This window comes from Kineococcus sp. NBC_00420 (genome assembly GCF_036021035.1).
GTDB lineage: Bacteria > Actinomycetota > Actinomycetes > Actinomycetales > Kineococcaceae > Kineococcus.
The window spans coordinates 1,831,111-1,854,277 of record NZ_CP107930.1; the positions used below are offsets into that span (position 1 = coordinate 1,831,111).

Annotated in this window: 27 protein-coding genes and 1 pseudogene; 18 read left to right on the forward strand and 10 right to left on the reverse strand. The window is 72.8% G+C overall.

Annotated features, from left to right (window positions below):
• Window positions 1–38: 38 nt before the first annotated feature.
• Complete coding sequence (locus OG218_RS08885) at window positions 39–665, reverse strand: cyclophilin-like fold protein (RefSeq protein ID WP_328292853.1); 627 nt, start codon at window positions 663–665, stop codon at window positions 39–41.
• Window positions 666–919: 254 nt separating this feature from the next.
• Here OG218_RS08885 and OG218_RS08890 point away from each other — a divergent pair, with 254 nt between their 5' ends.
• Window positions 920–2,011: a PQQ-dependent sugar dehydrogenase gene (locus OG218_RS08890; protein WP_328292854.1), complete on the forward strand. Its 1,092-nt coding sequence runs from the start codon at window positions 920–922 to the stop codon at window positions 2,009–2,011.
• Between the two features lie 115 nt (window positions 2,012–2,126).
• Here the strand turns inward: OG218_RS08890 and OG218_RS08895 are convergent, their stop codons facing one another.
• Complete coding sequence (locus tag OG218_RS08895; RefSeq protein ID WP_328292855.1) at window positions 2,127–3,044, reverse strand: AraC family transcriptional regulator; 918 nt, start codon at window positions 3,042–3,044, stop codon at window positions 2,127–2,129.
• 175 nt (window positions 3,045–3,219) lie between these two features.
• Here OG218_RS08895 and OG218_RS08900 point away from each other — a divergent pair, with 175 nt between their 5' ends.
• Window positions 3,220–3,987, forward strand: a complete 768-nt coding sequence (locus tag OG218_RS08900) for an SDR family NAD(P)-dependent oxidoreductase (RefSeq protein ID WP_328292856.1) — start codon at window positions 3,220–3,222, stop codon at window positions 3,985–3,987.
• 32 nt (window positions 3,988–4,019) lie between these two features.
• Window positions 4,020–5,024, forward strand: a complete 1,005-nt coding sequence (locus OG218_RS08905; RefSeq protein ID WP_328292857.1) for an NAD(P)-dependent alcohol dehydrogenase — start codon at window positions 4,020–4,022, stop codon at window positions 5,022–5,024.
• A 57-nt stretch (window positions 5,025–5,081) separates the two neighbouring features.
• Here OG218_RS08905 and OG218_RS08910 read toward each other — a convergent pair whose 3' ends face one another.
• Window positions 5,082–6,284, reverse strand: coding sequence for an MFS transporter (locus OG218_RS08910; protein ID WP_328292858.1), 1,203 nt, complete (start codon window positions 6,282–6,284; stop codon window positions 5,082–5,084).
• A gap of 187 nt (window positions 6,285–6,471) precedes the next feature.
• On the opposite strand from OG218_RS08910, the gene OG218_RS08915 reads away from it, so the two are divergent.
• Window positions 6,472–7,581 (forward strand): alpha/beta hydrolase, encoded by a 1,110-nt coding sequence (locus OG218_RS08915; protein ID WP_328292859.1) that lies wholly within the window; start codon window positions 6,472–6,474, stop codon window positions 7,579–7,581.
• 68 nt (window positions 7,582–7,649) lie between these two features.
• Here OG218_RS08915 and OG218_RS08920 read toward each other — a convergent pair whose 3' ends face one another.
• The gene (locus tag OG218_RS08920) at window positions 7,650–8,576 is read right to left on the reverse strand and encodes a helix-turn-helix transcriptional regulator (RefSeq protein WP_328292860.1); all 927 of its coding nucleotides are present in this window, start codon (window positions 8,574–8,576) and stop codon (window positions 7,650–7,652) included.
• Window positions 8,577–8,769: 193 nt separating this feature from the next.
• On the opposite strand from OG218_RS08920, the gene OG218_RS08925 reads away from it, so the two are divergent.
• The 9 genes from OG218_RS08925 (at window position 8,770) to OG218_RS08965 (ending at window position 15,349) form a co-directional block, all read left to right on the forward strand.
• Window positions 8,770–9,792: a zinc-dependent alcohol dehydrogenase family protein gene (locus OG218_RS08925; protein WP_328292861.1), complete on the forward strand. Its 1,023-nt coding sequence runs from the start codon at window positions 8,770–8,772 to the stop codon at window positions 9,790–9,792.
• 29 nt (window positions 9,793–9,821) lie between these two features.
• Entirely contained in the window at window positions 9,822–10,232 is a 411-nt protein-coding gene (locus OG218_RS08930; protein WP_328292862.1) for a (R)-mandelonitrile lyase, read from the forward strand.
• Window positions 10,233–10,299: 67 nt separating this feature from the next.
• Window positions 10,300–11,415: an alpha/beta hydrolase gene (locus OG218_RS08935; RefSeq protein ID WP_328292863.1), complete on the forward strand. Its 1,116-nt coding sequence runs from the start codon at window positions 10,300–10,302 to the stop codon at window positions 11,413–11,415.
• A gap of 70 nt (window positions 11,416–11,485) precedes the next feature.
• On the forward strand, window positions 11,486–12,151 hold the full coding sequence (locus tag OG218_RS08940; protein ID WP_328292864.1) for an SDR family NAD(P)-dependent oxidoreductase: 666 nt from the start codon (window positions 11,486–11,488) through the stop codon (window positions 12,149–12,151).
• Window positions 12,148–13,032 (forward strand): dioxygenase family protein, encoded by an 885-nt coding sequence (locus OG218_RS08945; protein WP_328292865.1) that lies wholly within the window; start codon window positions 12,148–12,150, stop codon window positions 13,030–13,032. The genes OG218_RS08940 and OG218_RS08945 overlap by 4 nt, the downstream gene beginning before the upstream one ends.
• A 70-nt stretch (window positions 13,033–13,102) precedes the next feature.
• Window positions 13,103–13,606, forward strand: coding sequence for a hypothetical protein (locus OG218_RS08950; protein WP_328292866.1), 504 nt, complete (start codon window positions 13,103–13,105; stop codon window positions 13,604–13,606).
• A 13-nt stretch (window positions 13,607–13,619) separates the two neighbouring features.
• Window positions 13,620–14,063, forward strand: a complete 444-nt coding sequence (locus OG218_RS08955; RefSeq protein ID WP_328292867.1) for a DUF2243 domain-containing protein — start codon at window positions 13,620–13,622, stop codon at window positions 14,061–14,063.
• Complete coding sequence (locus tag OG218_RS08960) at window positions 14,060–14,788, forward strand: cytochrome c oxidase assembly protein (RefSeq protein ID WP_328292868.1); 729 nt, start codon at window positions 14,060–14,062, stop codon at window positions 14,786–14,788. Before OG218_RS08955 ends, OG218_RS08960 begins: the two co-directional genes overlap by 4 nt.
• Window positions 14,789–14,929: 141 nt before the next feature.
• Window positions 14,930–15,349 (forward strand): hypothetical protein, encoded by a 420-nt coding sequence (locus tag OG218_RS08965; RefSeq protein ID WP_328292869.1) that lies wholly within the window; start codon window positions 14,930–14,932, stop codon window positions 15,347–15,349.
• Window positions 15,350–15,370: 21 nt separating this feature from the next.
• Here OG218_RS08965 and OG218_RS08970 read toward each other — a convergent pair.
• Together OG218_RS08970 and OG218_RS08975 are read right to left on the reverse strand one after the other, a co-directional pair.
• Window positions 15,371–16,167 (reverse strand): annotated as a pseudogene (locus tag OG218_RS08970) (MBL fold metallo-hydrolase).
• Window positions 16,168–16,271: 104 nt separating this feature from the next.
• Window positions 16,272–16,832, reverse strand: a complete 561-nt coding sequence (locus OG218_RS08975) for a hypothetical protein (protein WP_328292871.1) — start codon at window positions 16,830–16,832, stop codon at window positions 16,272–16,274.
• Between the two features lie 80 nt (window positions 16,833–16,912).
• On the opposite strand from OG218_RS08975, the gene OG218_RS08980 reads away from it, so the two are divergent.
• Window positions 16,913–17,512 carry a TetR/AcrR family transcriptional regulator gene (locus tag OG218_RS08980; protein WP_328292872.1) on the forward strand — a complete coding sequence of 200 codons (600 nt, stop codon included), beginning with the start codon at window positions 16,913–16,915 and terminating at the stop codon, window positions 17,510–17,512.
• Window positions 17,513–17,555: 43 nt separating this feature from the next.
• Here OG218_RS08980 and OG218_RS08985 read toward each other — a convergent pair whose 3' ends face one another.
• Together OG218_RS08985 and OG218_RS08990 are read right to left on the reverse strand one after the other, a co-directional pair.
• Entirely contained in the window at window positions 17,556–19,070 is a 1,515-nt protein-coding gene (locus OG218_RS08985) for a methyl-accepting chemotaxis protein (protein ID WP_328292873.1), read from the reverse strand.
• A gap of 374 nt (window positions 19,071–19,444) precedes the next feature.
• Window positions 19,445–19,696 carry a type B 50S ribosomal protein L31 gene (locus tag OG218_RS08990; RefSeq protein ID WP_328292874.1) on the reverse strand — a complete coding sequence of 84 codons (252 nt, stop codon included), beginning with the start codon at window positions 19,694–19,696 and terminating at the stop codon, window positions 19,445–19,447.
• Window positions 19,697–19,789: 93 nt separating this feature from the next.
• Between OG218_RS08990 and OG218_RS08995 the strand changes: the two genes are divergently transcribed.
• Window positions 19,790–20,986, forward strand: a complete 1,197-nt coding sequence (locus OG218_RS08995) for a threonine aldolase family protein (protein WP_442906473.1) — start codon at window positions 19,790–19,792, stop codon at window positions 20,984–20,986.
• Between the two features lie 152 nt (window positions 20,987–21,138).
• Here the strand turns inward: OG218_RS08995 and OG218_RS09000 are convergent, their stop codons facing one another.
• Both OG218_RS09000 and OG218_RS09005 read right to left on the reverse strand, forming a co-directional pair.
• Window positions 21,139–21,279, reverse strand: coding sequence for a hypothetical protein (locus tag OG218_RS09000; protein WP_328292876.1), 141 nt, complete (start codon window positions 21,277–21,279; stop codon window positions 21,139–21,141).
• A 294-nt stretch (window positions 21,280–21,573) separates the two neighbouring features.
• Window positions 21,574–21,714, reverse strand: a complete 141-nt coding sequence (locus OG218_RS09005; RefSeq protein WP_328292877.1) for a hypothetical protein — start codon at window positions 21,712–21,714, stop codon at window positions 21,574–21,576.
• Window positions 21,715–21,731: 17 nt separating this feature from the next.
• Between OG218_RS09005 and OG218_RS09010 the strand changes: the two genes are divergently transcribed.
• The 3 genes from OG218_RS09010 to OG218_RS09020 all read left to right on the forward strand — a co-directional run bounded on the left by OG218_RS09010 (window position 21,732) and on the right by OG218_RS09020 (window position 23,058).
• Window positions 21,732–21,914, forward strand: coding sequence for a hypothetical protein (locus OG218_RS09010; protein WP_328292878.1), 183 nt, complete (start codon window positions 21,732–21,734; stop codon window positions 21,912–21,914).
• A 70-nt stretch (window positions 21,915–21,984) separates the two neighbouring features.
• Window positions 21,985–22,152 (forward strand): hypothetical protein, encoded by a 168-nt coding sequence (locus OG218_RS09015; protein ID WP_328292879.1) that lies wholly within the window; start codon window positions 21,985–21,987, stop codon window positions 22,150–22,152.
• A gap of 288 nt (window positions 22,153–22,440) precedes the next feature.
• Window positions 22,441–23,058: a hypothetical protein gene (locus OG218_RS09020; protein ID WP_328292880.1), complete on the forward strand. Its 618-nt coding sequence runs from the start codon at window positions 22,441–22,443 to the stop codon at window positions 23,056–23,058.
• The last annotated feature ends 109 nt before the right edge of the window (window positions 23,059–23,167 follow it).

The following is a 23,167-nucleotide window of genomic DNA, read 5'->3' on the forward strand; positions in this document are numbered from 1 at the left end:
GGGCACCTCAGGGGGCGACACCGGCCCGGTGGTGCAGGTCACGGCACGACGTCGACGCTCACCGCACCGCCCTCCAGCAGTTCGAGCTGTTCGGCCGAGGCTTGGTAGGTCCCGAGGTGCAGCGTGTCGTCGGCGTACTCGATGCCGGAGGCGTCGTAGTAGAACCCGAGGTTCCCCCAGGGGGTGAAGTAGATGAGATCGCCGTCCTCGGGATCGGACCCCGGGGACCCGGCGTGGTCCAGCTCCCGGGGGAGGTAGCTGATCTTCTCCCGGCCCGCGAGGTCCTCCACCGGGAGCGTCAACGGCAGCATCGAGAGGAAGTCCCGGGTCGCGGGGCTGTCCTCCCCGATCGTCACGTCGACGCTCGTCCGCGGGGAGGTGAAGCGCACGACCGTGCCCACCACGTCGGTCGTGGCGGGAAGCGTCACGGTGGCGGCCTCACCCGCCGAACTGCCCGCCGAACTGCCCGCCGAACTGCTGGGCGGTCCGGTGACCGGATCGCCGGCCGGGGCGGCGGTCGGCGACGAACTGCAGGAGGTCACCGCCACAGCGGTCAGGAGGACCGCCGCGATCAGCAGGGCCCGCGGGCCCGTCACGGCAGACGCTCCGCCGCCGCGAGCGGCCCCGGTCGTCCCGGTCCGCTGGTCGTCGATCCGCGTGCTCACCTGTCGTCTCCCCTTCGTCGTCCCTCGCCACCGTCGTGCCCGACGGTTCCGGGAACCGTTCGACCGGAAACCCTCCGCCCGGACCGGATCCGGCCACACCCCTCACCACGACCACGTCCCCCGAGGAGTTCCTCCTCTGAGGCGCACTGACAGGGCACCCCAGGAACCCCCGGCTCCCCCGGTCGGCGTCGTAGCGTGAGGTCCGGGCCGCGAGGGTCCCGGCCCCGGTCCCCCTCATCGGAAGAAGGACGAACGTGGCGAAACCTCCTGCCCACGAACCGATCGCCGGCTCCGGCCTGCGCGCCCTCGCGGCGGTCGGTGCCGCGGCCTTCCTCGGGCTGACGGCCTGCACCAGCGCGACTCCCGCCGGCCCGCCGTCGACGGCCGGGACCGCAGCGAGCGGTGTCGAGGTCGTCAGCACCGACCTCGAGGCACCGTGGTCCCTGGCGTTCCACGAGCGGACCGCGCTGGTCACCGAACGCGACAGTGCCCGGGTCCTGGAGATCGCGGACGACGGGACCACCCGCGAGGTCGGAGTCGTCGACGGCGTCGGGGGCAGCGGCGAGGGCGGGCTGCTCGGCATCGCCGTCCTGGACGGGGACCTCTTCGCGTACTCCACGGGCGAGGGGGAGAACCGGGTCGAACGCTACGAACTCACCGGGGAGCCCGGGAACCTCTCCCTCGGGGAGGGCGAGACGATCCTCGCGGGGCTCGACGCCGCGGGCTACCACAACGGGGGCCGCATCGCGTTCGGCCCCGACGGGATGCTCTACGTCACCGTGGGGGACGCGGGTGACCGGAGCAGCGCCCAGGACCTGAACTCCCTCTCGGGCAAGATCCTGCGCATCGCCCCGGACGGTTCGATCCCGGTCGACAACCCGTTCGCGGGGTCCGCGGTGTGGAGCTACGGCCACCGCAACCCGCAGGGCATCGCCTGGGACGAGGACGGAACCCTCTACGCCAGCGAGTTCGGGCAGGACGCCTGGGACGAACTCAACGTCGTCCGGGCCGGCGGGAACTACGGCTGGCCGACCGTCGAGGGCGTGGCCGGACAGGAGGGTTTCGTCGACCCGGTGCAGCAGTGGGCACCCGAGGAGGCCAGCCCCAGCGGCATCGCCGTCTCCGACGGCGCGATCCACATCGCCAACCTGCGTGGTCAGCGGCTGCGCGACGTCGCGCTGGACGACCTCGGGAACGCCACGGAACGCTTCGCTGGAGAGTTCGGCCGCCTGCGTGACGTCGTCGTCGCCCCCGACGGGAGCCTGTGGATGCTCACGAACAACACCGACGGCCGCGGACGGCCGTCGGCGGGCGACGACCGCGTCCTGCGCGTGAGCGGTGGCTGACCCGCGGCGCGGTGCGATCCCGAACTCCCTGGGCCCTCCCGCCGCTCGAGCGGCGTGGGCCGCCAGTTCCGCCTCGTCGGGGCATCCGCGGCGATCGGTGGGGAGGTGGGGGACGTCAGCCGGCCCGGCGGTTCTGCTTCCGGTAGGCGGTGGGGGTGAGGCCGAAACCGTCGAGGAAGCGGCGGTTGAAGTTCGAGAGGTTCGCGTACCCCACGTCGGTCGCGATCGCGTGCACCGGCCGGTCGGTGTCGACCAGCAGGGCCGCCGCCTGGGTCAGGCGCAGCTTGCCGACCATCTCGGTGAACGTCAGCCCGCTGGCCCGCTTGAAGTAGCGCGAGAACGCCGACTCGCTCATGCCCGCGTGCGCGGCGGCCACGGGCAACCGCACGTCACCCGTGAGGTTGTCCAGCACGTAGGCCAGAGCCTCGCCGATCACCTCCTCGGCCCGGGGGTCGTTCACCTGGGGTTCCCACACGCCGGAGATCAGGCGGTACTCGTCCTCGGGCGCGGTGTTCAGCAGGTGGAAGAGGGAGAAGACGTGGGCGAGCCGGTCCGCGCCCCGCGTGAGGCCGATGCTCTCCAGCGCCAGCGCGCCCGCCTCGGCGGTCCGGCCGCTGAACTCCACGCCGGACCGCGAGCGCGCCCACAGCGGCGCCAGCGTCCGCAACTCCGGCAGCAGCTCCTCGCACTGCTCCAGCCAGCGGCCGTGGAACTGGAACACGACGTCGCGTCCCTCGATCACCTCCCCCGGTCCGAGGTCGCTCATCCAGTCGTGCGGAACCTCCGGGCCGACGAGGGCGAGGTGACCGGCACCGAACCGGCCCACGTGGTCCCCGACGATGAACCGCCCCGGCCCGGACCGGGCCAGGTGGATCTCGTACTCCGGGTGGTGGTTCCACCGCGCGAAGGGTCCCGGGTAGTCGTGGACGTGCCAGCGGGCCGACAGCCGCGGATCCGGGGGAACCACCTCGCGGACGGCGCGGGCGCTGCCCCAGCGCCGACCGACCTGGGCGTGAGGTTCCGACGGGGTCATACTGATCTTCCTCCGATCGGCAGCGTCGGCCCGGTGTTGCGGCTTCCTGGTGCAGGAAAGTACCAGGATCGAGCGTCCGAGTCGCTAGTCGCACGACCCGTGGACACCTACGCTCGCCGTGCGGGCGCGGGGTGGCGCGGCTCGGACGAGGACGACCGGAGGATGGACGACGATCTTGAGGCTGTCCGACAGGTTCGATCTCACGGGTCGCACGGCCGTCGTCACCACCGGGACGGGGGGCGTGGCCGGCGGCTGCGCGCACGCGCTCGGACTGGCCGGCGCCCGCGTCCTCCTGGCCGGTGGTGACACCGAGGAGGGCGAGCACCTCGTCAAGGCCATGCGCGCCGACGACATCGCGGCGGAGTTCCTGCACGTCGAGGTCACCGACGTCCACGACGTCGAGCGGACGTTGAGCACGGCCGTGGACCGGTACGGCCGGGTCGACGTCCTGGTCAACGCCGTGGACGTGCGCGCCCCGTCCGCGGCGCTCGACGTCACCGCGCCCGACTGGCGACGGGTCGTCGACGGCAACCTGGACACCGTCTGGCTGTGGTGCCAGACCTTCGGGCGGGCGTTCGTCGCCCAGCGCGCCGGCGTGATCGTGAACATCGGTTCGACCGCCGGGATCATCGCCGGCCGACCGCACTGGGACCACGCCGCGGCGGCGTCCAAGGCGGCCGTCCACCACCTGACCCGCAGCCTCGCCGCCGAGTGGGCCCCGTTCGGGGTGCGCGTCAACGCCTTCGCCCCGGGTCACGTCGCCGCCGACGGAGCCGCCGTCGAGGACCCGCGGACCCGCCGCCACGTCCTGGAGGACACCCCGATGGAACGCATCGCCACCCTCGAGGAGATCACCCCGGCCGTCGTGTTCCTCGCCAGCGACGCCTCCTCCTTCACCACCGGGACGGTCCTCGTCGCCGACGGCGGCTACACCACCTGCTGACCCCGACACCACGACCGACCCCTGGAGAACCCGTGAACACCAGCGCCGTCCTGCACGCACCCCGGTCCCTGGTCATCGAACAGCGCGAGCGACCCGTCCCCGCCGCCCACGAGGTGCTCGTCCGCGTCGAGGCCGTCGGCATCTGCGGGTCCGACGTGCACTACTACGAGCACGGCCGGATCGGCGGCTACGTCGTCGAGACCCCCATGGTCGTCGGCCACGAGGCCGCCGGGACCGTCGTGGAGGTGGGTGCCGACGTGGACCGCGGCCGCCTCGGGGAACTCGTCGCCCTCGAACCGGGAGTTCCCGACCGCACCTGCGAGCAGTGCCTGGCCGGTCGCTACAACCTCTGCCCCGCGGTGGTCTTCTTCGCCACCCCACCCGTGAACGGGGCCATCGCGCAGTTCGTCACCCTCGACGCGGCGTTCGCGCACCCCGCACCCGCGGGGCTCAGCGCCGAACAGGCCGCCATGGCCGAACCCGTGTCCGTGGGAGTCTGGGCCGCACGCCGCGGCGGCATCACGCCCGGCGACCGCGTCCTCATCACCGGCGCCGGACCCATCGGGTTGTTCACCGCCCAGGTGGCACGGGGTTTCGGAGCGACCTCGGTGACGCTGACCGACGTCAGCGAGTTCCGCCTGGAGGTGGCGCGGGGCCTCGGGTTCACCGCGCTCCCGGCCACGGAACCCCTCACGGGAACCTTCGACGTCCTCCTGGAGTGCTCCGGCGCCGCGGCCGCGTGGCGCTCCGCGGTGGAGGTCCTCGCCCCGGCCGGCCGGGCCGTCCTGGTGGGCATGGGCGCCGACGAACTACCCCTCCCGGTTCCGCTCGTCCAGGGCCGGGAACTCACCATCACCGGGATCTTCCGCTACGCCAACACCTACCCCACGGCGCTGTCCCTCATCGCCTCCGGCGCCGTCGACACCACCCCGCTCATCACCCACCGGTTCCCGCTCGCGGAGACCGAAGCGGCGCTGACCCTCGCCCGCCGCGACGCCCGGTCGCTGAAGGCCGTCGTCGAGCCCCACTCGGCCTGAACCCACCTCGAGGGGAACCCGTGCACCTGTTCCTGGCCGTCGGGAAGTTCCCGGCCTTCAGGCCGTCCTCGCCGGAGCGTGCTGCGGGTAGACGGTGCGGAGGCCGAGGACCAGGACGGCGAACGCGGCCCCGCCGCCCACGGTCATGGCCAGGGGGAGCAGTCGGTCGCCGCCCGAGGCGAGCACCAGCGCCCCCAGCACGCCCGCTGCGAAGATCGCGACGTTGAAGGCGACGGGGAGGAAGGAGTTCGCCACGTCCGCGTCCTCCCCGCCCGCGGCGGCCAGCGGACGCTGCAACTGCGGGGAGGCCCCGCCGAAGGCGACGCCCCACACGGCGACCGCGCCGTGGACCACGACCGGGGAGTGCGGGAAGAGCACGAGCACCACCCCGGACAGCGCGAACGCGCCGGCGCAGCCCAGGACCAGCGCCCGGGGCGCCCGGTCGATGAGCGCCGCGGTCAGGGCGATCCCGACGATCGAGGCGAGGCCGAAGACCAGCAGCAACCCCTCCAGGGGAACCGTCGAACCACCGGCGCGGAGGAAGGGGGCGATGTAGGTGTACGTCGTGGTGTTCCCCAGCATCCACAGGACGATCACGACGAGGGTGAGGGCGACCGCGGGGATCCGGACGACCTGCGACGCGGGCCGGTGCGACGCGGTGGACTGCCCGTCGGCGGCGGGCACCACGGCGACGACCAGGACCAGGACGACCACGGCCAGGACGCTGAGTCCGGCGAAGGACCAGCGCCAGCCGAACGTGGTCCCGAGCCACGTCCCCAGTGGCGTTCCGAACGCGATCCCCACGGGAGCGCCCACCGAGATCAGCGAGAGGGCCCGGCCGGCCGCCGCGGGCGGGGCGATGCGCAACGCGTACCCGGCCAGCATCCCCCACAACGTCCCCGAGCAACCCCCCGCGACGAACCGCGAGACCAGGGAAAGCGTCACTCCACCGGAGAGGGCCGTGACCGTGTTCGCGAGGAGGAAGGCGAGGATCCCCGTGATCAGCAGGCGCTTGCGGGGCCAGGAGCGGGTCAGCGCGATCGCGGGAACGGTGAGCAGCACGGTTCCCAACGCGTAGGCGCTGACGAACTGACCCACGACCCCCTCGGAGGTTCCCATCCCGGAGGCGATCTGGTGCAGGACACCGGCCGGCATGGTCTCGGTCGAGATGAGGGTGAAACCCAGCAGAGCCAGCACGCCGAGAGCCGCCCGGGGGAAGGGCCGTTCGACGGGGGTCGAGACGGGTGACGGTGTCGGCACGGGACTCCAAGGGAACTGGTGGGCTAGCACGACCGGACGGGCATCCCCACGATCCAAGCGCATCCGGCGTCCCGGCGCGCCCCACCAGGGGTACCCCAGCAGTACCTCTACCCGCAGGGACTTCTCCCGCGACCGCGACCGACCTTCGATGGGAGCTCGACGCTCCGCGAACTCCAGGAAGGCCATCATGACCTCGACGTCCCACGAGTCCGACACCGCCGAACTGCTCCCGCCGGGTTTCTCCCGTCGCCGCGTCCTGACGATGAGCGGCGTGGCCGCCGCGGCCGGAACGCTCGCGACGGTTCCGAGTTCGACCGCGGCCCACGCCGAGGAACCCGCGCCGGAGGACACGTGGGACAAGACGTTCCCCCGGAGCGCGGCCGTCGACCACCAGAAGGTGACCTTCACCAACCGGATCGGCATCGAACTGGTCGCCGACCTCTACCGTCCCCTGGACCTCGTCGGGCCGGCGCCGGCCCTCGTGGTGGGGCATCCCTTCGGCGGGGTGAAGGAGCAGACCTCCGGGCTGTACGCGCAGACCATGGCCGAACGTGGTTTCGTCACGCTCGCCCACGACGCCTCCTACAACGGTGAGAGCAGCGGGTGGCCGCGCCACATCGCCTCCCTCGAGGCCTTCGTCGAGGACTTCAGCGCGGCCGTCGACCACCTCGGTACCCGCCCCTACGTGGACCGGGACCGGATCGGCGTCCTCGGTGTCTGCGCCAGCGGAGGTTTCGCCCTCTCCGCAGCTCAGGTCGACCCGCGCCTCAAGGCGGTCGCCACCGTGAGCATGTACGACATGGGCCGCGCCTACCGGGACGGTCTGGGGTACGCACCGGTCCCGAGCGAGGTCAACACCGTCGAGGAACGGCAGCTCGCCCTCGCCGAGGCCGCCGAACAGCGGTGGGCGGAGCACGAGGGCGCCGAGGTGCGCTACGGAGGCGGCGACGCCGTGGCGCTGAAACCCTCCCAGCAGGCGGCGGCCGACGAGTTCGCCGCCTACTACACGACGCCGCGGGGTGCCCACCCGCGTTCGCACGCGCTGTCCCTCACCAGTCTCGGCGCGATCACCGGCTTCGTGCCGCTGGCCCAGCTCGAACTCACCGCACCCCGTCCCCTGCTGCTCGTCGCCGGCGAGCACGCGCACTCGCGCTACTACACCGAGGACGCCTACGCGCAGGCCCCGGAACCCAGGGAACTGCTCATCGTCCCCGGCGCCGGGCACGTCGACCTCTACGACCGGGTCGACCTGATCCCCTGGGACAGGCTCGCGGGGTTCTTCCACGAACACCTCTGATCCCCACGTCCTCCCCCTGGGGCCACGGCCGGGGGGACGACGGGGAACGTGAGCCCGTCCGGGTCGGTCTACCGCTGCTCGAGGCTCTGCGACGCCTCGTGCCGGGCGGAGGCGGGTTCCCGGGCTTCGAGGCGGGTCGCGGCCCACGACCCGAGGAGCTGCAGCCGTTCCGCGGTGACGCTGCTCGGCTCCGCCGCGTAGATGGTCAGGGTGAGACCCGGTTCGGAGACCATCGAGGTGGACTCGTAGGCCAGTTCGAGGTCACCGACGGCTGTGTGGTTGAAGGTCTTCGTCCCCGAACCGTGGTGGCGGACGTCGTGGGTCCCCCAGAGCCGACGGAACTCCTCGCTGCGGGTGGACAACTCCCCCACCAGGTCGTGCATCTCCTTGTCGCGGGGATCGGCCCCGGCGGTGGTGCGCAGGATGGCGACCGCGATCGCGGCGGCGACGTCCCAGTGCGGGTAGAAGCGGTGGGAATCGGGATCGAGGAAGGTGTAGCGGGCGAAGTTCGGGGACGCGCCGGCGACCGAGGCGTGGACGGACTCGTACACCGAGGAGTGCATGGCCGCGCCGACCGTGTTCGCCGCCAGCAGGTCCATCCGCCCGCTGACCACGATCGCCGGCACGGTGATCGCCTCCAGCGTCCACTGCAGACTGGGACGCGGCGTCCAGCGCGTCGTGGACCGTCGCCGCGGACGAGCCAGCGCGGAGGTTCCGTCGGCGGCCTGGGCCAGGGCGAACAGGTGCGTGCGTTCGGCGTCGTCCAGCCGCAGCGCCCGGGCCAGCCCCTCGAGCACCGAGGCGGACACCCCGCCGAGCGCACCGCGCTCGAGCTTCGCGTAGTACTCGACGCTGACCCCGGCCAGGGACGCCACCTCGGCCCGCCGCAGCCCGGGAACCCGGCGCTGACCGGCGTCGGGCAGACCGACCTGGGCCGGGGTGACCTTGGCCCGGCGGGTGGTGAGGAAGTCGCGGACCTCGGCGCGGTTGTCCATGGTGGCGACGGTAGGTGCTCCCGGCGTTCGCGGACACCCCGCAGGCGCACCCTGGCGAGGGGTGTACTGCCGGTGAACCCCTCACCAGGGCACCGCTCCCGGGCGGTGCGGGGACCGGGACGGGGCCACCATCGAGGTGTCCCAACCCGGCCTGACGAGACCGTGCAGGCCGACCGAACCGAGGAGAACCCCTGTGCGCGCTGTCGTGATGCACGCCCCCGGAGACGTCCGTGTCGAGGACGTCGACCGCCCCACGATCGTGGAACCCACGGACGCGATCATCCGCCTGACCGCGACCTGCGTCTGCGGGTCCGACCTGTGGCCCTACCGCGGCTCCGACGAGGTGACGACGCCGCAGCCGATGGGCCACGAGTACTGCGGGGTCGTCGAGGAGGTCGGCGCCGACGTCCGGAACGTGGCGGTCGGCGACTTCGTCGTCGGGTCGTTCTTCGCCTCCGACAACACCTGCGAGATCTGCCTGGCCGGCTACCAGACCGGCTGCGTCCACCGTCAGCCCGGTGCCCCCAGCGGCGCCCAGGCGGAGTACGCCCGCATCGCCCTCGCCGACGGCACCCTGGTCGCCACCCCGGGCCAGCCGGACGCCGACCTCGTCCCGTCTCTGCTGGCCGCCTCCGACGTCCTCGGCACCGGGTGGTTCGGGGCGGTCGCGGCCGAGGTCGGCCCCGGCAAGACCGTCGCCGTCGTCGGGGACGGCGCCGTGGGCCTGTGCGCGGTCCTCGCGGCCCGCCAGCTCGGCGCGGAGCGGATCATCATCTCGAGCCGTCACGCCGACCGGCAGGCCCTGGCCCGCGAGTTCGGCGCCACCGACGTCCTCGCCGAGCGCGGCGAGGAGTTCGTCGCCGCGGTGAAGGAACTCACCGGCGGGTTGGGGGCGCACTCCGCGGTCGAGGCGGTGGGGACCCACGAGTCGATGCACCAGGCCATCGGGGCCACCCGCGCCGGTGGGCACGTCGGCTTCGTCGGCGTCCTGCACGACGTCGCCATCACCGGCGACGACATCTTCATGACCCACGTCCACCTCCACGGCGGACCGGCTCCCGTGCGCCGGTTCCTGCCCGACCTGATCCAGCTCATCTGGGACCGGAAGATCGACCCCGGCAAGGTCTTCGACCTCGAGCTCCCGCTCGACGACGCCGCCGAGGCCTACCGGGCGATGGACGAGCGCCGCGCGACCAAGGTGCTCCTGCGGCCCTGACACCCCCACCCCACCAGGAAGGAAGAACCATGCAGCTCAGCACCCCCGCGGCGACCCAGAGGGTGACGGCCACGTTCACCGGCGAGGTGCTGATGACCCCGCTGGCCGCGGGCGAGGCGCCCTCCCGGGTGGGAGTCGCCCACGTGCGGTTCACCCCCGGCGCACGCACCCACTGGCACGTCCACCCGATGGGCCAGGTCCTGCACGTCACCGACGGCACCGCCCTGGTGGGTACCCGGGACGGGTCGGTGCTGCGGGCCCGGGCCGGGGACACCGTGGTCTGCTCCCCGGGCGAGGAGCACTGGCACGGCGCCACCGCCGACTCCTTCGCCGCCCACCTGGCCATCCACGAGGCCGCCGACACCGACGGCGGTGGGACGAGCCCCGTCACCTGGCTCGAACCGGTGACCGACGAGGACTACGCACGCGCCCAGGCCTGAACCGATCGGCCCGGTGCTCGCGCGAGCGCCCGGAGAACGACACCCGACCTTCCCCAGGAGATGACGCATGTCGATCGAGACCACGCCCACCGCCCGCTCCGACCGCCGACCCCCGAGCCGACGGGGTGTGCTGGCCGCGGCCGGCGTCGGCACGCTCGCGACCGCCGCCGTCGCCGTCGGCCCGCAGGACGACGCCGTGGCGAGCGAGGCGGAGCACGTCACGGGTGCGGACAACTTCCACACCAGCGACCGCGTGACGGTCCGCCGCGTGACGTTCCTCAACCAGTACGACATGACGTTGGCGGGCAACCTGTTCACCCCCGTGGACCTGCCGGAGGACGCCGCCGCGCCCGCGCTGGTGGTGGGTCACCCCATGGGGGCCGTGAAGGAGCAGAGCGCGAACCTCTACGCCACGAAGATGGCGGAGCGGGGCTACGTCACGATGTCGTTCGACCTGCCCTTCTGGGGCGAGAGCGACGGGTGGCCGCGGCAGTCGGTGTCCCCCGACCTCTACGCGGAGGCCTTCAGCGCCGCGGTGGACTTCCTCGGAACCCGGGCTCCCGTCGACCGCGGACGCATCGGGGCGATCGGCGTCTGCGGCAGCGGGGGTTTCGTCCTCAGCGCCGCCAAGCTGGACCCGCGGATGCGGGCGATCGCCACCGTGAGCATGTACGACATGGGCGGCCTGCACCGCGACGGCCTCGACGGCACGCAGTCGGCACAGGCCCGCCAGAGCTGGCTCGCGGACGCCGCCGAACAGCGCTACGCCCAGGTCGACGGCGACGACGTCGAGTGGGGCTACGGCACCCCGCTGGAGCTGACGGCCGATTCCACCGACATCGAGCGTGAGTTCTTCGACTTCTACCGGACCCCGCGCGGCGAGTTCACCCCCGCCGGCGCCTCCCCGGACCGCACGACGATGCGGCCGATCACGCAGGAGGCGAGGTTCGCGAACTTCCACCCCTTCGACGACCTCGAGACGATCTCGTCGCGGCCGCTGCTGTTCGTCGCCGGGGACCAGGCGCACTCCCGGCGGTTCAGCGAGGACGCCTACCGGCGCGCGGCCGAGCCCAAGACGTTGCACTGGGTCCGCGGGGCCGGGCACGTCGACCTCTACGACCGGGTGGACCTGATCCCCTTCGACCTGCTGGGAGAGTTCTTCGACCAGCACCTGGCCGGCTGAGCACCACGCGCTACCGTCCGCCGACGGGTTCCCCGTCCCCACCGCTCGAGCACCCTCCTGGAGGAACACCGTGACCACCATCGCCGTCGTCGGAGCAGGTAACGGCCTCGGAGCCGCGGTCGCGCGGAGGTTCGGGGCCGAGGGGTTCGCCGTCGCCCTCGTCTCCCGGACCCTCGCCCACGTCGAGGAGCTGGCGGCCGGGCTGCGCAGCGGTGGGACCGCGGCGAGCGGGTTCGAGGCCGACGTCCGGGACACCGCGTCCCTGACGGTGGCGCTGCGGGCGGCCCACGAGGAACTGGGTCCGGTGGAAGTGCTGCAGTACAGCCCGATCCCGGCGCAGAACTACCTGCGTGCCGTGGGTGAGACCACGAGCGCCGACCTCGCCGAGGCCGTCGCCTTCTCGGTGGTCGGGCTCGCGACGAGCGTCGAGGCGGTGCTGCCGGGCATGCGCGCCCTGGGCCGCGGGTCGATCCTCCTCGTCAACGGTGGCAGCGCCGTCCGTCCCCGGCTCGCGGTCACGGGGACGTCGGTGGCCTTCGCCGCGGAGAGCACCTACGGGGCACTGCTGCACGAGGGTCTGGCGGCCGACGGCGTCCACGTGGGTCAGCTGATCGTCCCGGGTGCAATCACCCCCGGTCACCCGACGCACGATCCCGACGTCCTCGCCACGCGGTTGTGGTCGATGCACGCCGGACGTGAGCGGTTCCGCGAGTTCGCCGAGGCGATGGACTCGTGACCGACGTGCCGCGGAACCCGCCGGAGTTCGAGGGCAGGACCCTGCCGCGACCCCAGGACGACCTGGACGAGCAGGGCCTGGGTTTCGACGTCGTGACCGTGCTCACCCGTCGGCGTGCCCTGGGGGTCCTGGGGCTCGGACTGTCGGGGACCGGGTTGGTGGCGTGCTCCGACGACGAACTCGCTGCTGCGCCGGCCACCGGTCGTGGGGCGGGCGGGACGTCCGCCACGATCGCCGAGATCCCCGCGGAGATCGCCGGACCGTTCCCCGGTGACGGGTCGAACGGGCTGAACGTGCTGCAGCGCAGCGGAGTCGTGCGCGGTGACATCCGGTCGAGCTTCGAGATCAGCGCGACGACCGCGCCGGGGATCCCCCTGACGCTCACCCTGACCGTCCTCGACCTGACCCGGGGCGGGGTTCCGTTCGCCGGGGCCGCCGTGTACGCCTGGCAGTGCGACCGGGAAGGCCGCTACTCCCTGTACTCCCCGGAGTTGAAGGGCGAGAACTACCTCCGCGGGGTTCAGGTGGCCGCCGCGGACGGAACGGTGACCTTCACCTCCGTCTTCCCCGGGTGCTACACGGGACGGTGGCCCCACGTCCACTTCGAGGTCTACGCCGACCTCGCCGCGATCGACGACTCAGCCGACGCCCTCACCACGTCGCAGCTCGCGCTGCCCGAGGCCGACTGCACCGCCGTCTACGCCACCACCGGGTACGAGCGGTCGGCCGTCGAACTGGCCGGCGTCACCCTCGCGGACGACCTCGTCTTCCGCGACGACCTGGGCGTGCGGCAGCTGGCCACCGTCACCGGGGACCCCGGGGACCCCGGGGACGTGGCGGCGGGCTGCACCGCCACCCTGACCGTCGGGGTCGGACGCTGACGGGTCTGCAGGTCCCGGGTCCGGCGGCCCCCCTCGGTTTCCGCCCACCCTGCACGGGTAGCTCCCCGGTGTGAACGATCACGATCGCCGGCGCTACCTGACCGTCTACCTCAACGACCACCTCGCCGGGGCGACGGCGGGCCGGGCCCGCTTCGCCCGCAGCGCCCGCAGCGCCCGGGCCCACCGGGGGACCGAGACCGGGCGCGCGCTGGACCACCTGCACCACGAGATCGTCGAGGACCGGCAGAGCCTGCTGCACTGGATGCGGGTCCTCGGCGTCCCCGTGGAGCGCCCGTTGCAGTACGCCGGCCGGGTCGGGGAGGCGCTGGGAGCGCTCAAACCGAACGGGCACCTCGTGCGGCCCTCACCGCTGCGGACGGTCATCGAACTGGAGGGTCTGCTGCTGGGGGTCCAGGGCAAGGCCGCCGGGTGGCGCAGCCTGCGGGAGCTGGCCCTGACCGACGAGCGCCTGGACGCCGAGGCCCTGGAGGAACTGGTCCAGCGCGCCGACCGTCAGGCCGCCGAGCTGGAACGGCTGCGGCGCGCTGCGGTCCGCGACGTCCTGGGGGGCTGAGGCTCCGGTGGTCGTGGCGCGACGCTCGCTGCCCGTGGGGGTCCTCGTCGGGATCGGGGTCGCGGGGTTCCTGGACGAGACGGTGTTCCACCAGCTCCTGCACTGGCACCACTTCTACGACCGCTCCACGTCGACGGTCGGTCTCGTCTCCGACGGCTGGTTCCACGCCGGCAGCTGGATCGCCGTCGTCGCCGGCCTGTTCCTCTTCGCGGACCTCCAGCGGCGTCGGGCCGTCGTGGGCCACCGCGTGCTGGCTGGCGGCCTCTTCGGCTGGGGCGGGTTCCAGCTCTATGACGGGCTCCTGCAGCACAAGGTGTTCGGCCTGCACCAGATCCGCTACGGCGTCGACCTGTGGCCCTACGACGTGGCGTGGAACCTGGCCGCGCTGGCCGGGTTGGCGGCCGGCACCGTCGTCCTGCTGGTGGGACGTCGGCGCGGGCGGCGGCGGGACGCGTGATCCCCGGCTGGGTGCTCCTGCTCGCGGCGGGGGTGCTCCTGGCGTCGTACCTGGTGGCGGAGGGCGGTCTGCACCGGCGGGGTGACCGGTGGCCGGTCCCGCGGACGGGTGCCGCCGTCGCCGCGGCGGTGGCGTGGGCGGTCGCCGGGTTGTGGCCGGTCCGCGGGGCCGTCGACGACGTCGTCGTCCACCTGCTGGTGACGATGGCGGCGCCCGTGCTGCTGGCGTTGTCGGCCCCCGTGAGCCTCGCCCTGCGGACCGTCCCGCCCCGGCTGCGCGGACTGCTCGTCCGGGCGCTGCACCTGCACTGGTCGCGGGTGGTCACCTGGCTGCCGGTCGCGACCGCCCTCGAGGTCGGCGGTCTCTACCTGTACTACCTGGTCCCGGTCCCGCCCGCGGTGCACGGCCTGCTGATGGTCCACATGGTGGCGGCGGGGTGGCTGTTCGCGACGGTCCTCGTGGGTCCCGACCCCGTGCCCCACCGGCCGGTCCTCGCGGCCCGGGCGGTGGCGCTGCTGACCGTCTTCGCCGCCCACGACGTCCTGGCCAAGCTGCTCCACGCCCGCGGGGGCGGAGCAGCCGCCGAACTCCTGTTCTACGGCGGTGACGTCGTCGAACTCCTGACCGCGGTGGCGCTGTTCGGCCGGTGGTACCGACGGTCCCGCCCCCGTCCGGTCGGCCGTCCGCCACGTCCCGGTGCCGTCCGGGACCGCGCCACGCGCTGAACCCGGCACGGAGCACTTGCGGGCGCGCCCGGTCGGGGTCATCGTGGCGGGAGGTCGAGCCGGGGCCGTCGTCCGAGCCCAGGAGCAGCCCTGCAGCAGCCCACCTCGCAAGAGCGTCTCGAACACCTCACCCGGTCCCTCGTGCTGCACCTGCGGGACGTCCTCGACCAGTACCCCGAAGGCGCCGTGCTGCTCCCGCAGCAGGACGGCGAGCTCTCCGCCTGGTCGTCGCGGGTCCCGGGGTTCCCGGGTCCGATCGCCGTCGGGGTCTGCGCACGGTCCGCCCTGGAGGGCCCCCTCGCCCACGCCGTGGAGGAGGCGCACGACGGTGGAGGTGTCCTGGTCGTCTGCGACGTGACGGACACCCCGACGGGTCAGTCCCGTTCCGTGATCCAGCTCCCCGACGACACCGACGTGGTCGAGGTGCACCACCCCTCCGAGATCGCCGGCGCGGTCATCGAGGCGCTGGCCGGGGACGTGCCCCTCGTGCTCGACGTCCGACTGAGCCAGGAGGAAGGTGCGTCGATGTTCTCCTCGGGACGGGGCGCCGAGGTGCACTGACCGCCGGACCGGACCGCCCCGTCAGAACTCCGCCGTCTCGCCCCGGGCGACGTAGCGCACCACCGGTCCGAGCCCGCGGCGTTCGACCTCGGCCCGGAAGTCGGACAACGGCGAACGGAAGACCCCGTAGTCGTCGTGGTGCACGGGCACGGCCTGCGCCGGACGCACCAGCTCGAGGACGTCGGCTCCGGCCACACCGTCCAGGGTGACCACCACGCCCCCCGGCAGCGTGGTGCCGCCGAGGTGCAGGACGGCGAGGTCGACGTCGGGGTAGCGCGTGGGGATCTGCCGCAACTCCGGGACGTTCAACGTGTCGCCCGACAACCAGACCCGGCGCTCCACCGCTCCCCCCACCCGGGAGAACTCCAGCACGCTGCCCATGACGGGGGGCAGGAGGGACTCCACCGCCCCGAGGGCGTGCCGAGCCGGGGTCGCGGTGACGACGACCTGGTCCGACCCGGTGGTGAGCGTGCTCGACTCCCACGTGAACAGGCCACGGACGTCACCGAAACCGTGACGGCCCGCGAGCCGTCGACGCGCGTGCGGGGTCGTGACGATGGGCACCCCGTGGTCGAGGCCCCGCCGGGCCACCCGGTCGAAGTGGTCGCCGTGCAGGTGCGAGAGCACCACCCCGCTGAGCGGTGGCAGTTCCGCCACGGACAGCGCGGGTTCGGTGAGACGGCGGGACAGGAGCCCCTTGCCGAGGTAGGCGAACTGGCCCCGGTGCAGGAAGTTCGGGTCGGTCAGCACGGTCAGGGCCCCCACCGGAGGAGGACGGTGGCGGTGCCGACGAACGTCAGCGAGAGAGGTCGGTCCACACCGTGCAGCTACCCAGCTGCGGGCCGGACACTCGTGACCACTCGCAGGTGACCCACCAGCGGAGCGCGAACCCGTCCCGAGGGGTGACGTCGCCAGGCCGGGTTCACTCCCTCCCCCGGCCGCCGGCGGTCACCGGGCCACCGCCCGGCGCTGATCGCGGCCACACCGTGTACCCGACCGCCCACAGGACCTCGACCGCCACCACCACCCCGAGCACGGGGTGGAACTGCTCCAGCGCAGCGGTCCGGGAAGGGTCGTCGATCCAGGCGCGAACCCCCAGGAGGAGCGCGGTCGCCACGAGGGCTCCGGCCGCGGTGCGCAGCACGTCGGCCCAGCAGTGGCGCGCGTAGTCCCAGCGGTACAGCGCCACCGGCGCGGGACCGCCCGCGAAGCGGTGGGCGAAGCGGAGGTCGGCCCAGGCCACCAGCCGGCGGCCGTAGGCGAGCGTGAACCCCAGGTAGACCGCGGCGAGACCGTGCGCCCAGCTCGCCTGCGCGCCGGCTCGCAGGTGCGCGGCGGTCGCGACGAGCAGGACGAGGTCGACCAGCGGAACGGCCGACAACAGCACGGCACCGACCGCTGGTGCCCGCAGCGGGTAGCGAGCCAGCAGACCCGCCACGACCAGCAGCCAGAAACCCACCTCGCAGGCCGCGATGAGCAGCACCACAAGAACCCCTCCTTTGCGAGTACGATCGTACTAACAAGCAAGTTAGCACGGTCGTACCAGCAACGTAGGGTTCCCTCGTGCCCAAGCTCATCGACCACACGGCCCGCGAGATCGAGGTCGCCGAAGCCGCCTGGCGGGTCGCCGCGCGTGACGGCGTCCGCGGGGTGTCGGTGCGCTCCGTGGCCGCCGAGGCCGGCCTCGCCCCCGCCTCGCTGCGACGGGCCTTCCCCACCCAGGCCGCGCTCCTGGCCTACTGCCTCGACCTCATCCGTCGGCGCGCAACGGCCCGCATCACCGCGCTGGCCGAGATCACCGACACGGCGTCCGCCGCCGCGGTGCTCGAGGAACTGCTACCCCTCGACGAGGAACGTCGCCTGGAGGCGGAGGTGCAGTTCTCCCTCGGAACCGCAGCCCTGGCCGACCCGTCGCTGAGGACCGTGGCCGACGCCGCGCACCGGGACGTCGCCCACGCCTGCCGTCTCGTCGCACGGGTCCTCACGACACCGCCGCGGACGGAACGCACCACCGCGACGTTGCACGCCCTCCTCGACGGTCTCGCCCTGCACCTGATCCGTCAGGGGAAGGACGAGTCGACCGACTGGGCGGTGGAGGTCCTGCGGCGACAACTCGCCGACCTCCACCCCGACGGCGGCGGTTCGCGGAACTCGGGGGCGTGACGGTCCGGGACAGGCCCGCCCCGGAAGGCGCCGGTGGCGACCGTCAGTGCCCGTAGTCGCCGGCCAACTGCTCCTGCTCGGACAGGACCGCCGCGATGTCCGCCTGGACGACGTCCAGCTCACCGATCACCCGGCCCGTCTCACCGATCCCCGCCGCGACGCTGCGGCTGCTGGCCTGGATGTCCGCGATCTGCTCACCGACCCGCTGGGTGGCCTCCGCCGTCGCCCGCGCCAACTCCTTCACCTCTCCCGCCACCACCGCGAAGCCCTTCCCCGCCTCGCCGGCACGAGCGGCCTCGATGGTGGCGTTCAGCGCCAGCAGGTTCGTCTGTCCCGCGATCGAGGAGATGATCTTGATGACGTCGCCGACGGACGTGGTGACCTGCTCCAGCGCTTCCACCTCCTGCACCATGGCGCTGGCCTGGTCGCGCGCGGCCCCCGCCACCCGGTCGGAGTTGTAGGTGGCCTGACGCAGCCGCGACACCGTGTCCATGAGCGACCGTGCCGAGGAGGCGTCCTGCTCCGCGCGGTGCAGCATCTCCAGACGCTGGGACAGCAGCTGCGCGACGTTGCGCAGCGCCTCAGCCCGCGTGGCGGACAGCTGGATGGTGTCGGTGGTGAAGAAGTCCATCGTCCCCACGACCTCACCCCCGCTGAGCAGGGGGAAGCAGACGCCGGAGCGCACCCCGGCCCGCTGAGCCGCCGGTGCGCGCACGCAGTCGGTCATCTCCGCCAGGTCCGCGACGAAGACCAGGTCACGCGCCTTCCACGCCCGGCCCGACAGGCCCACCCCCTCGGCGAAGGAGGCGCGCAGGGTGACGTCCCGGAACTCCTGCCCGGCCGAGCCGGACTCCAGCTGGAACTTCAGCGTCCGGTCCGACTCGTCCAGGGCCCAGAACGAGCCGTAGGCCCAGCCGAACGCGCTGCGGACCGTCTCCAACGCGGTGCGCAGGGCGCTCGCGGCGTCCGGTGCCTCCCCGACCCGGGCGATGACGGTCGTCACGGCCTGGCGGTCGTGGAGGGTCTCCGCGAGCGCCGCGGCGGACAGCGCGTGCTGCACGCCGTAGGCCACGACGCGGCTGATGGCCTTCCACTTCTCCGTGCGGACCCCGAAGAAGGGCAGCGGGGCGCTGCCGTAGTACTCGTGCAGCGCCACGACGCGACCGCCCACGACGACGGGGAGGATCGCGCCCTGACCCGCACCCGCACGCGCGGCGACGGTCCAGCGCTGGTAGGTGGGCACCTCGGCGGTGGAGGACTCGTCCAGCACGGCCATGGTGTGGGTGGCGGCCCACTGCAGCTGGTCGGGGTTCAAGGTGATCGTGTCGCTGCCACTGCGCCCGAGCACTTCGCTGAACGCTCCGGTCTCCGCGACCAGGCGGAAGGGGTGACCGACCCCGGTCGAACCTCCGGGGGCGGGCAACCACACCGCCCCGTAGCCCAGCCCCAGCGCCTTCGAGAGGGCCACGACGACCGCACGGTGCGCGTCGACCTCGTCCTCGACGCCACCGGACAGGGCGGCGAGCACCGCTTCGAGGGCTTCCACGTCACGCGGCATCGGCTGCGCGTGGTGGGCAGGACGGGAGTTGCGGCGTCCGAGCACGTGCGGGCACGTCCTTCCGGTCACGAGGTCCGGGGGCGCGGCGCGGCGAGTCCTGACGGAGCTCGACCGAGGAGCCGTGCTGGTACCCGGGGCCGGCTGCTCGACCTGGTGGGTAATCTCGTCGAGAGCGCAGAAGCGTTGTTCGACGGCGCACGCCCGGGGGGTTCCGGGACCACGCCCCCACCACATCGGCAGGTGGGCGGGGATCTGGAGGGGCAGTGCGCTGCGACTTCCACCCGTGGGCCCCGGCGGGGGCGCTGCCCCGGCCGGGGTCCACGGAGTGTCACTGCGCTGCAGCCGGTCCGGGGAACGGACCGTACGCAGGACCCTCAGCTGCGGCCGTACCGGCGACGGAACTTCTCGACACGTCCCTCGGTGTCCAGGACGCGGGCGTTGCCGGTCCAGAACGGGTGGCTGGCGGAGGAGACGTCGACGTCGACGACCGGGTAGGTGGCGCCCTCCCACTCCACGGTGGGCAGGCCGGCGCGCGCGGTCAGCGTGGAACGCGACAGGAACGCGGTGCCGGCGGACTTGTCGCGGAACACGACGTCGTCGTAGGCGGGGTGGGTGTGGAGCTTCACGATGACCTCCGGATGGGGCTGTTCTGACCTTCCCTCATGAGAACTCTTCTCAATGAAGGGTTGTTCCCGTCCCCGGGCCCGCGCACACCTACGCTGGCGCGGGTGAACAGCAGCAGGAGATCCGGACGCAGCGAACGCGCGGTCCGCGCCGTGCAGCACGCCACCCGCGTGCTGGACCGCCCCGCCACCACCGCCCGCCTGGGGCAGCGCCTGCACGACCTGACCGAGGCGGCGACCGACCTCGCCACCGACGCGGGTCTCGACCTCGACTCCCCCACCGACCTCTACGGCGACGGCGTCGTCACCGTCCTGGAGCGGCGGGTGGCGGACCTCCTGGGGAAGGAGGACGCCGCGTTCTTCCCCACCGGAACGATGGCCCAGCAGGCGGCACTGCGGTGCTGGGCCCGCCGCGGAGGGTCGGACGGTGTCGCCCTGCACGCCCTGTCCCACCCCCGCCTGCACGAGTCCGAGGCCCTCACCCGCCTCGCCGGCCTGCACACCGTCCCCCTCACCACCGCACCGCGACCCACCAGCGCCGAGGACGTCCGCGCCGTCGCCGAACCGTTCGCCACCCTGGTCCTCGAACTCCCCCTGCGCGACGCCGGGTTCGTCCTGCCCTCCTTCGAGGAACTGGTGGACGTCACCGCCGCGGCCCGGACGCGCGGCGCGTCCGTCCACTTCGACGGCGCCCGCCTCTGGGAGACCACCACCCACTTCGGCCGTCCCCTCCCCGAGATCGCGGCCCTGGCGGACAGCGTCTACGTCTCCTTCTACAAGTCCCTGCGCGGCCTCTCCGGGGCCGCCCTGGCGGGACCCGCCGACTTCGTCGAGGAGACCCGCCTCGAACGGCACCGCTACGGCAGCAACGTCTTCCAGCAGTTCCCGGCCGCCCTCACCGCACTGCACGGCCTGCACCGCGAACTCCCCCGGTTGCCCGACCACGTCGCCCACGCCCGTGTCGTCGCCGAAGCCCTCACCCGAGAACTCGCCGAGCGACCCGACCGGGGATCCACCGGTTCCCCCGGGGCCGCGGTCCACCCCGCCGTCCCGCACACCCACCAGTTCCAGTTCTGGTTCCCCGGGTCCGCCGACCGGCTGAACGAGGCCGCCACCCGGCAGGCCGAACGGACCGGCACCGCACTGTTCGCTAACCCCTGGCGCGAACCCGGACTGCCCCCGGGGTTCTCCTTCACCGAGATCACCGTCGCGGAGGCCGGGCTCGCCTGGAGCGCCGACGACGTGCGCAGCGCCCTGCACGAGTTCCTGGAGTTCCTCGACGCGGGCGCCTGAACGGCGGTCGTCTCCACCACCGCGGCGCACTCAGAGGCGGAAGGTGTCCACCGCCCGACGCAACCGCAGCGACGTCTCCCGCGACGACTCCACGGAGGCGCGCACCTGCTCCAGACCGGAACGGCCTGCGGCGCTGGCCCCGGCCGCGGCGGTCAGTACCCCGGCGATCTCGTGGGTGCCGTTCGCGGCGCCGCCACGGTGCGGGCCAGTTCACCGGTCGTCGCCGTCTGTTCCTCGACCGCGGCGGTGATGCCGGCCTGGTGGTCGACGTCCGCTCGTTCACCCGTGGCCACGCGCGCCAACCGGACGCGGTGCAATCCCGCCTGCTGGCGAACTTGCAGGCGTTTTCGACGACGGTCGGGGCGCCAGCGCTGCCCGACGCGGGCGAGCCGGGAAACTCTCGGGAGACGGGCTGGCCCCCTCACACGCTGCACCGGCACGCCGGTCGGAACGCAGGCCAGGACGAACTGGTCGTCGTCCGGGCCGGTTCGGCGCACTACGACCACTCAGTCGTGACCATGGCCCGCCGGGCCGGGGCGCGGTTCTCGATCGACACCCGGACGAATACCTCTGTGCGGCAAGGTAGCTCATCGATCCTCGAGGAGGCGCGGATCGGCATCGAGTACGTGGAGGAGGTCTGGAACGAGGAGGATCAGCGGTGGGTGTCCGACGCCGAGGTCGCCGAGATCGAGTGCGCCACCTTCACCGGCTGCCGTGAGATCGAGCACCTCACTGCCGCCTCCTGGTGCGGCGGATCCGGCGCCCGAACCTCGCCGCGGCGGCCGCGGGGCAGGGTGAGTCGTTCGGCACCTACCGGTACCACGCGGTGTTCACCGACTCCCCGCTGTCGATGGTGGAGGCGGAGAAGGACCACCGCGCGCACGCGGTCATCGAGTCGGTGATCAGCGACGTCGAGGGCGGGCGTTGACGCACCTGCCTTCGGGAAGTTCCAGGCGGACGCGGCGTGGTCGGCGTTGGTGATGATCACCCACGACCTGATGAGGGTGTTCGCCGCGGTCGCCGGTGACGGGCATCGGCGGGAGGGGGCGGCGAGGATCCGCCGTGAACTCGTCCAGGTCCCGGCCCGGGTCGTGCCCTCGGCCCGCCGGTTGCGGTTGCACACCCCTGCCTGGTGGCGGTGGCAGACGGGTTCGAGAACGTCCTGACCACGATCGAACTGTGTGCGAGTTCGTTCCCCGGTCGCGTTCGGGCGTCACGAGCGCGCGGTGGTGGGCTGCGAGCAGGACGAACGTCGAGTTCTCCCCCGCGGGCAGGGACTGGTGCTACCGTCGATGACGTCGGGTACCCCGCGGCCGGAGCCTTCGTGCCCCGGATCGTCCAGCACGCGGGTCTTGAAGATGAGCAGTTCCAGCCAGACTCCGTTCATTCGGCCACCCACCACGCCGGTCCCGGATGATGTCCCAGACCAGGCCCAGGTAGGCGCACGCGCGCAAGTGGTCCGGTTCCACATCGCGGACTGGGAGATCGGGTGCTGCAGCCCGCGCCCGATCGTCGGTCAACCCCTGGACACCTACCGACTGTTCTTCTCCCCCGCCGGTCCCGACAACGCCGGGTGGTCCGGCTTGGACGAGGACGTCGATCTCGATGCTCTCCCCGAAGAGGTCTTCTACCCGGCAGACATGGATGAGGTGACCCCGGGTGCGACGGGTCGACGGGTCCGGCGCGGGCACCTGATCGGGGAGTTCCACACCACCTCCGAGACTGTCCCCGCCATCTACGGCACCGTCGTGCGCACCCGCATCGTCGTCCTCGATCGCGTCCTGGTCTCCCAGGTCCTGCAGGAGGGCTACGAACCAGCGGACGTGTGGGTGCCGGTCCCGGAGAGCTTGCGCCTGCGTGAGGTCACCGGCCCTGCGTGGGACTTCGAGCAGCACTGTGCACCTGCGCAGGCTCTGCACGGGGACGTCAGCCACGATCACGACGACGGCGTGCTGGTGGACCTGGTCGTGCAGCAGCGACCCGCGAGCACGGAGGTCCCGCCGGGGCCGCCGCAGCGGCCGGTGCGAGGCAGGGAGTGGTTCACCCGGCGACCGCGCAAGGACAGCGCCTGAGCGGCTCCCCGCCCGGTCGTGGAGTGACGGCGGGGTCGTGGCTGCGTAGGACATGGACAGCGTGAGCAGTCGAGGACCGACCGCGGGCGCGCGGTGAAGCCGCCCAACC